Genomic DNA, 8938 nt, shown 5'->3' with positions numbered 1-8938 from the left:
CTCGACGAGCAGCGCCAACCGGTGCCGCAAGGGGTGGCGGGGGAGCTGTACATCGGTGGCGTACAGGTCGCCCGCGGCTACCTCAACCGGGCCGAGCTTACTGCCGAGCGCTTCATCGATGACCCGTTCGTGCCTGGCGGGCGCCTGTACCGTACCGGCGACCTGGCCCGCCACCGGCCAGACGGCAACCTCGAATACCTCGGCCGCAACGATGACCAGGTCAAGCTGCGCGGCCTGCGGGTCGAGCTGGGCGAGATCCAGGCCGGCCTTACCGCCATCGCGGGCATCAAGGAAGCGGTGGTGCTGGCCAAGGAGCAGCGCCTGATCGGCTATTACACCGGTCACCCGCAAACCGTGGAAACCCTGCGAACGTCGCTGCTGGCACATCTGCCGGAATTCATGGTGCCAGCGCTGTTCGTGCACCTCGAAGCCCTGCCGCTGAGCCCCAACGGCAAACTCGACCGCAAGGCGCTGCCAGCACCTGGCGCGATTGAAGAGCGGCCGTACGAATGCCCCGAAGGCGAAACCGAAACCCTGCTGGCTGCACTCTGGTGCGAGCTGCTGGGGGTAGAGCAAGTAGGGCGGCACGACAACTTCTTCGAACTGGGCGGCCATTCGCTGCTGGCAGTGACACTGACGTCGCGGCTACGCGAAAAAGGCCTTGAGGCCGACGTGCGCGCCCTGTTCGACCAACCGACCCTGGCCGGCTATGCAGCCATCACAGACAGAATGGAGATCGTCCTGTGAGCATCGACCAACTTTTGGCAACGCTGACCTCGCACAACGTGCAACTGGCCCTCAAGGATGGCCAGTTGGTAGTGCAAGGCAACCGCCAGGCACTGACCGACAGCGCCCTGGTGGCGCAATTGCGCGCTCATAAACCCGCGTTGGTGGGCATGATCGAGCGCGGCGAGTACGTCGCGGTGAGGCAGGGCGCTGTGCAGGTTCCGGGCAACCTGATCCCCCCGGGTTGTGCGCATATCACCCCACAGATGCTTAGCCTGGTGACGCTCGACCAGGCCAGCCTGGACAGCATCCTCGACGCAATCCCCGGCGGCGCGGCCAATGTGCAGGACATCTACCCGCTGGCGCCATTGCAGCAAGGCATGCTGTTCCATCATGCCAGTGCCACCGACAGCGACCCCTACGTCATGCAGGCGCGCTTCGTGTTCGCCAGCGAGGCGCGCCTGCAGGCATTTGCCGACGCCTTGCGCGGGGTAATCGCCCGCCACGACATCCTGCGCACCTCGGTGCACTGGCAGGGGCTGGATACACCCGTGCAGGTGGTTTGGCGCAAAGCTGAACTGGTGATCCTGGCACTGCCCGCCGATGCTGCCGGAGGCGACTGGCTCGACCTGACCCAGGCGCCGCTGATTCGCCTGCTGCGCGAAGCGCCCGGGGCTGACGGAACACTTGCTGCTACCCTGCAATTCCACCACATCGCCATGGATCACAGCGCACTGGACGTGGTACGCCACGAGCTGATTGCCTTTCTCAGCGGTGAACAAGCCAAGCTGGGTGCACCGGTGCCGTTCCGCAACTATGTGGCGCAAGCGGTGCTGGGTATCGGCGAACCCGAGCACGAAGCGTTCTTCCGCGACATGCTCGGCGATATCGATGAAGCGACCTTGGCCTATGGGCTGCAGGACGTACAGGGTGATGGCGAGGTGCACAACGAGCACCAGGTCGAATTGCCATTGGCCCTGTGCGAGGGCCTGCGCGAGCAGGCCCGCAACTTGGGGGTGAGCGTCGCCAGCCTGTTCCACCTAGCCTGGGGTAGGGTTCTGGGTGGCCTGACCGGGCGCCAGCAGGTGGTATTCGGCACGGTGCTGATGGGCCGCCTGTTGGGCGCCGAGGCCACCGACCGGGCACTGGGTATCTTCATCAACACCCTGCCGCTGCGGGTGGACCTGGACGGCGCCGACCTGGGCAGTGCCATACGCGCCACCCACCTGCGGCTGAGCGCGCTGATGCGCCATGAACATGCGCCGCTGGCGTTGGCCCAGCGCTGCAGTGGCGTCGCCGCACCTGCGCCGCTGTTCAATGCCTTGCTCAACTACCGCCACAGCGCGCCGGGCGGGGTGGAACCGCGCCGGGCTGCATTGGCTGGTATCGACATTGTCGAGTCGGCCGAAGCGACCAACTACCCATTGACCTTGAGTGTGGATGACCTTGGCCAGGCGTTTCGCCTGACCTTGCTCGCCAGCGCCGAAGTGCCCGCCTGGCGCGTCTGCGCCTACCTGCAACAGACCCTGGAAAATCTGCTGCAAACGCCGCACGTTGCCGTCAACGGATTGGGCATGCTCCCGGCCACCGAACGCGCCGAGTTGCTGGAGCGCTTCAACGACTGCACTGCCCCTTACGAGCAGCACCTGACCCTGCATCAGCGTATCGAGCAGCGGGCGGTGATGTGCCCTGACGCCATTGCCGCCACCAGCGCCGGGGTCGAGCTGAGCTACGCCGACCTCAACCGGCGGGCCAATGCGCTGGCCCACCACTTGATCACCTTGGGTATCAAGCCTGACGACCGGGTCGCCGTGGTGGCTCGGCGCGGCCTGGACACACTGGTGGGCTTGCTGGCCGTGCTCAAGGCCGGCGCCAGTTATGTACCGGTAGACCCGGCCCACCCGGACGAGCGCGTAGCCTATCTGCTCGAAGACAGCAGCCCGGTGGCAGTGCTGACGCAACAGGCGCTGCAGCATCGCCTGGGAGGGCTGGACGCTCCAGTGCTGTTGCTCGATCAGCCGAACTGGCCGGCGTTCACATGCAACCCGGTGGTGCCGGGTCTTGCGGCCAACCACTTGGCCTATGTGATCTACACCTCCGGCTCGACTGGCCAACCCAAGGGCGTGATGGTCGAGCACCGTTCCGTCAACAACCTGGTGGATTGGCATTGCCGTGCCTTCGACCTGCGCCAGGGCCGGCATACCTCGAGCCTGGCCGGTTTCGGTTTCGACGCCATGGCCTGGGAGGTATGGCCCGCGTTGTGCGCCGGTGCCACGCTGCACCTGGCGCCTTCGACCGAGGGCCGGGACGATCTGGACAGCATGCTCGCGTGGTGGCAGGCGCAGCCGCTTGATGTCAGCTTCCTGCCCACGCCCGTGGCTGAACACGCGTTCAATCATCAGCTGGAGCACCCGACCCTGCGCACCCTGCTGATCGGTGGCGACCGCCTGCGCCAGTTCAACCGCAACCAGCGCTTCGCCGTGATCAACAACTACGGGCCGACCGAAACTACCGTGGTGGCCAGTTCTGGCGTGGTGGAAGCAGGGGCTGCCCTGCATATCGGCAAGCCGGTGCACAATGCCCGGTTATACGTGCTCGATGCACTGCGGCAGCCGGTGCCACTGGGCGTGCCCGGTGAGCTGTACATTGGCGGCGCAGGGGTCGCGCGTGGCTATTTGAACCGTGCGCAGCTCACGGCCGAGCGCTTTGTCGATGACCCGTTCGCCGCCGAGGGCGGTGGGCGCATGTACCGCACGGGCGACCTGGTGCGCTGGCTGGCGGACGGCGCCTTGGAGTACCTGGGGCGCAACGACGACCAAGTGAAAATCCGTGGCGTACGCATTGAGCTGGGCGAAATCGAGAGCCGCCTGGCGAGCCTGGCCGGGATCGACGAAGCGGTGGTCATCGCCCGTGAGGACCACCCTGGCCAGCCGCAGCTGGTGGCCTATTTCACAGCCAGGCCCGATGTACAGCCGCTCACCGCGCAAGGCCTGCGCGCCCAGATGCAGGCGCACCTGCCGGAGTACATGGTGCCGGCAGCCTTCGTCGAGTTGCCAGCACTGCCGCTGACCGCCAATGGCAAGCTCGACCGCCGGGCACTGCCCCGGCCCGAGCGGGCTGCGTTGTTCGAACACGCCTACGAGGCGCCCAAAGGCGAGCTGGAGCACGCCTTGGCGCAGCTGTGGGCAGAGCTGCTCAACGTCGAGCGGGTGGGGCGGCATGACCATTTCTTCAGCCTTGGCGGCCATTCGCTGCTGGCCATGCGCATGGTTTCGCAGGTGCGCCTGCGCCTGGGCGTGGAATTGAGCCTGGCAGAACTGTTCGCCAACCCCGAGCTTGCTGCCGTTGCCCAGGTCCTGGCCAGCGCCGGGCGTAGCGCGCTGCCGGCGATCCTGCCGGTGCCGCACGCGCCTGCGCTGCCCATGTCGTTCGCCCAGCAGCGGCTGTGGTTCCTGGCGCAGATGGAGGGCGGCAGCCAGGCTTACAACATCCCCTTGGCGCTGGGCCTGCGCGGCCCGTTGGATACCGATGCGCTGGAAAGCGCGCTGTTGCGCATCATGGAGCGCCACCAGACCTTGCGCAGCCGCTTCATGCCGCGCGACGACAGCGCCGAAGTGGTGATCGCCGCCACCCCGGGGGCGGGCTGGTTCCAGTACCAGGCGCTGCGCGCCGAGGCCTTGCCGGAGCGCCTGGGCGAAATAGCGGCTGCGCCGTTCGACCTGGCCCACGGGCCGCTGCTACGGGCACACCTGCTGCGGCTGGGGGCGCAACACCATGTATTGGCGTTGACCGTTCACCATATCGTTGCCGACGGTTGGTCGCTGGGCGTACTGACCCACGAACTGAGCGTCCTTTACCGGGCGCTATGCAGCGGCACGGGCGACCCGCTGCCGGCCTTGCCGATTCAGTACGGTGACTACGCAGTGTGGCAGCGGCGCTGGCTGGCCGGTGAGCAGTTGCAACGCCAGGCCGCGTACTGGCGACAGGCGCTGGAGGGCGCGCCCAGCCTGCTGAAATTGCCAACCGACCGACCGCGCCCGGAGCGCCAGGATTTCGCTGGTGCGAGCCTGCCGTTGCAATTCGGGCCGCGCCTGACTGCGGCATTGCGAACCCTGGCCCAGCGCCACGGGGTAACGCTGTACATGACCGTGTTGGGGGCCTGGGCGGCCTTGCTCAGTCGCCTGGCAGGCCAGCCCGAGGTGGTGATCGGTTGCCCAGTGGCCGGGCGCGGCCGAGCCGAACTCGAACCCCTGGCAGGGTTGTTCGTCAATACCCTGGCCATGCGCATCGACAGCTGCCAGGCGCCTGCTGCACAGGCTTTGCTGGAACACGTGCGTAGCCGGGTGCTAGAGGCCCAGGCGCACCAGGACCTGCCTTTCGAACAGGTGGTGGAAATCGTTCGCCCAACACGCAGCCTGGGGCACACGCCGCTGTTTCAGGCCACCCTCAACTGGCAGGCTACAGAAGGTACAGCGCTGCACTTGCAGGGTTTGCAACTGGAGGCGGTGGCTCAGGCCGCAGCCGTGGCCAAGTTCGATCTCACCCTCAACCTCGGCGAGCGGGGCGACACCCTGGCGGGCAGCCTCGACTATGCAACGGCGCTGTTCGACGAGGCTACAGTGCAGCGTTACATGGGTTACTTCGAGCGCATGCTGTGGGCCATGGCAGACGATGACCAGCAGCCTCTGACCCAGGTGGAGTTGGTGGGCGAGGCAGAGCGCCAGACCTTGCTGCAAACACTCAACGCCACGCAGTACAGCTACCCCCGTGACCTGCCGGTCCAACGCCTTTTCGAGCAGCGCGTCGCCCGCCACCCGCTGGCCCTGGCTGCCGTGCACGGCGAGCAGGCCTTCTGCTATGGCGAGCTGAACGAGCGCGCCAACCGCCTGGCTCACTACCTCATTGCCAGCGGTGTAGAACCAGGTGCTTGCGTGGCGTTACTGCTGCCGCGCTCGCTGTCGCTGCTGGTCGCGCAACTGGCCGTGCTGAAGTGCGCTGCCGTCTATGTGCCACTGGACATTCATGCCCCGACCGAGCGCCAGGCGTTCATGGTAGAGGACTGCCAGGCGGCCTTGCTGTTGACCGTTTCCGGCGTCATGGCTGACCTGCCGGTGCAGCGGCTCGAGCTGGACCTTCTGTCGCTCGCCTGCCAGCCTGGGCACAACCCCGCAGTGGCGTCGGATGCCGGCAGCACGGCCTACGTCATGTATACCTCGGGCACTACAGGCCAGCCGAAGGGCGTTTGCGTGCCGCACCGCGGTATCGCGCGGCTGGTGCTGAACAATGGCTACGCCGAGCTGCTGGATACCGACCGGGTGGGCTTCGTGTCCAATCCCGCATTCGATGCCAGCACCCTGGAAGTCTGGGGCGCGCTGCTCAATGGCGGCCAGGTGCGGGTGATCGATCACGCCACATTGATCGACCCCCCGCGCTTTTCTGCGGCGCTGGTGGAGCAGGGCATTAGCGTGCTGTTCCTGACCACTGCGCTGTTCAACCAGTACGTGCAGCTGGTACCCGAGGCACTGGCCACCCTGCGGCTGTTGATAAGCGGCGGCGAGCGTGCCGAGCCGGCCGCGTTCCGCGCGTTGCGGCAACGGGCACCGGCCCTGCGTTTGCTGAACGGCTACGGGCCGACCGAAACCACCACGTTCGCCGTCGTCTGCGAGGTCTGCGAGGTAGCAGCAGACGCCGGCCAGATACCGATTGGCCGGCCCATCGGCAATACCCAGGCCTATGTACTGGATGCCTCGCAGCAACTGCTACCGCGGGGTGTGATTGGCGAGCTGTATATCGGCGGCGATGGGCTGGCCCTTGGCTATTTGAACCACCCGGAACTCACTGCCCAACGCTTCATCGCCGACCCGTTCAGCCAGCAACTCGGCGCCCGGCTATACCGCACAGGCGACCTGGTACGCTGGCGTAACGATGGCCTGCTGGAGTGCCTGGGGCGCAATGACGACCAGGTCAAGATCCGCGGTTTCCGCATCGAACTGGGCGAGATCGAGCAGCAACTGGCCCAGGTACCGGGTATCGGCGAAGTGCTGGTAATGGCCGTGGCCGATGAACAAGGGTCGTTGCGCCTGGTAACCTGGTACACCCGGCAGGTGGCAACGTTGACGGCATTGGACCTGCGCAGCCATTTGCGCGGGCGCTTGCCCGAGTACATGGTGCCGTCGGCCTTCGTCGCGCTCGCGCAGATGCCCCTGAACAACAATGGCAAGGTCGACCGCAAGGCCTTGCCTGCGCCGTGCCCACAAGACTTTGCGGTGGCGGCATTCGAGGCCCCTGAAGGTGAGCGCGAGCAGGCCCTGGCAGCGCTGTGGGCCGAGTTGCTCGAAGTTCAGCCGATCGGCCGTAACGACCGCTTCTTCGAACTCGGTGGCCACTCGTTGCTGGCCATGCGCATGCTGGCTCAGGTACGGCAACGCTTTGGCAGTGAGCTGGCACTGGCTGACTTGTTCGTCGATGACAGGCTGGTGGCGGTCGCTGCCTGCCTGGGGCACGAGGGCCAGGGGCTGCCAGCCATCGCCGGCATGCCGCGTGAAGGCCTGCTGCCGCTGTCGTTCGCGCAGCAACGGTTGTGGTTCCTGGCCCAGTTGCAGGAGGCCAGCGCGGCCTATCACATCCCGTTGGCACTGCGGCTGGAGGGCAAGCTGCAGCGCACAGCCTTGGAGCGGGCGCTGCGGCGCTTGATCGAACGCCACGAAAGCTTGCGCAGCTGTTTTGTCGAGCGGGACGGCGAACCCCACGTGGTGCTGGCAAGCGACAGCAGCGGCTTCGCGCTGGCTTGGCAAGACTGCCCCGGGCTGGACCAGCCAGGCCTGGCACTGTTACTGGGTGATGAAGCCGGCCGGGCCTTCGTGCTGGACCGTGAATTGCCGATACGCGGGCAGGTGCTGCGATTGGCCCAGGATCAGCACGTGCTGTTGCTGACCTTGCACCACCTGGTTGCCGATGGCTGGTCGCTGGGCGTCCTGGTGAGAGAGCTGGTTGCGCTCTACCAGGCCTTCAGTACCGGCCAGCCCGACCCATTGCCCGCCTTGCCGGTGCAGTACCTCGACTATGCCATGTGGCAGCGCCGCTGGTTGTGTGGTGCTGCCTTGCAAGAGCAGGTTGATTACTGGAACGCCCAGCTCAGCGGCGCGCCGGCACTGATCAGCCTGCCCTGGGACCGACCCCGACCGGAACGCCAGCAGTACGCCGGAGCCAGCGTGGAACTGACCCTGGACCCGCGCTTGAGCGACGAACTGAAGGCGCTGTGCCGACGCCATGGCGTCACGCCATACATGCTGTTCATGGCCGCTTGGGCGGTGTTGCTGGCACGTCTGGCTGGCCAGGATGAAGTGGTGATCGGCTCGCCGGTCGCCAACCGCCAACGCGCGGAAGTAGACGGCCTGATCGGCATGTTCGTGAATTCGCTGGCAGTACGCGTGGATGTGTCCGGGGCACCGGATGTCGCCACGTTGTTGGCTCGGGCCAAGGCTGTGATACTGGCCGGGCAGGCGCACCAGGACCTGCCGTTCGAGCAGGTGGTCGAAATCCTGCGTCCGCGGCGCAGCCTGGCGCATACGCCGCTGTACCAGGTGTCGCTGGACTGGGACGCCAACCCCGGCGGCCAACCCCTGCAACTGGCTGATCTTGAAGTAACCGCTATGGGTAGCCAGGCCAGCATTGCCAAGTTCGACCTTAGCCTGAGCCTGGGCGAGCGGGCCGATGGCTTTGCCGGCGGCATCGTCTACGCAACCGCTTTGTTCGACCGGGCGACCATCGAGCGTTTTGCCGGTTATCTGAAGCAAGTGCTGTGGGCGTTCGCGGCAGGTGACCGGACCATCCCGGCCCACGTAGGCCTGCCCGCTGCGAATGAGCGCCGGCGGTTGCTGGTTGACTTCAACGACACGGCCGTTGACTACGACCTTGAACAAACCTTGCACGGCATGATCGAGGCGCAGGTTGCGCGCACGCCGCATGCCGTGGCCGTGCGGGCTGAGGAAGGTGAGCTGACCTATCGCCAGCTCAACGAGCAGGCCAACCGCCTGGCGCATCATCTGATCGGGCTGGGCGTGCAGCCGGATGATCGGGTGGCGATCTGCGTCGAACGTGGGCTGTCGATGGTGGTTGGCCTGCTGGCCATCCTCAAGGCTGGCGGTGCTTATGTGCCGGTAGACCCGGACTACCCGGCCGAGCGCGTGCGCCACATGCTGAGCGATAGCGC

The 8938-nt window shown here is 66.2% G+C and carries 2 protein-coding genes; both read left to right on the top strand.

The genetic code is table 11. The annotated features are described in order from the left end of the window. On the top strand, nt 1-747 hold a 747-nt coding region (locus E8E68_RS01325; protein WP_280339278.1), incomplete at its 5' end, for a phosphopantetheine-binding protein. Further along, nucleotides 744-8938, top strand: an 8195-nt coding sequence (locus tag E8E68_RS01320; protein ID WP_280339276.1) for a non-ribosomal peptide synthetase, incomplete at its 3' end; no start/stop codon positions are given. The genes E8E68_RS01325 and E8E68_RS01320, both read left to right, overlap by 4 nt.

It is taken from the genome of Pseudomonas sp. BN607 (assembly GCF_029871175.1).
Lineage (GTDB): Bacteria > Pseudomonadota > Gammaproteobacteria > Pseudomonadales > Pseudomonadaceae > Aquipseudomonas.
Note: the sequence above shows the minus strand (reverse complement) of the source record. Positions and strands in the feature narration are given on the sequence as shown.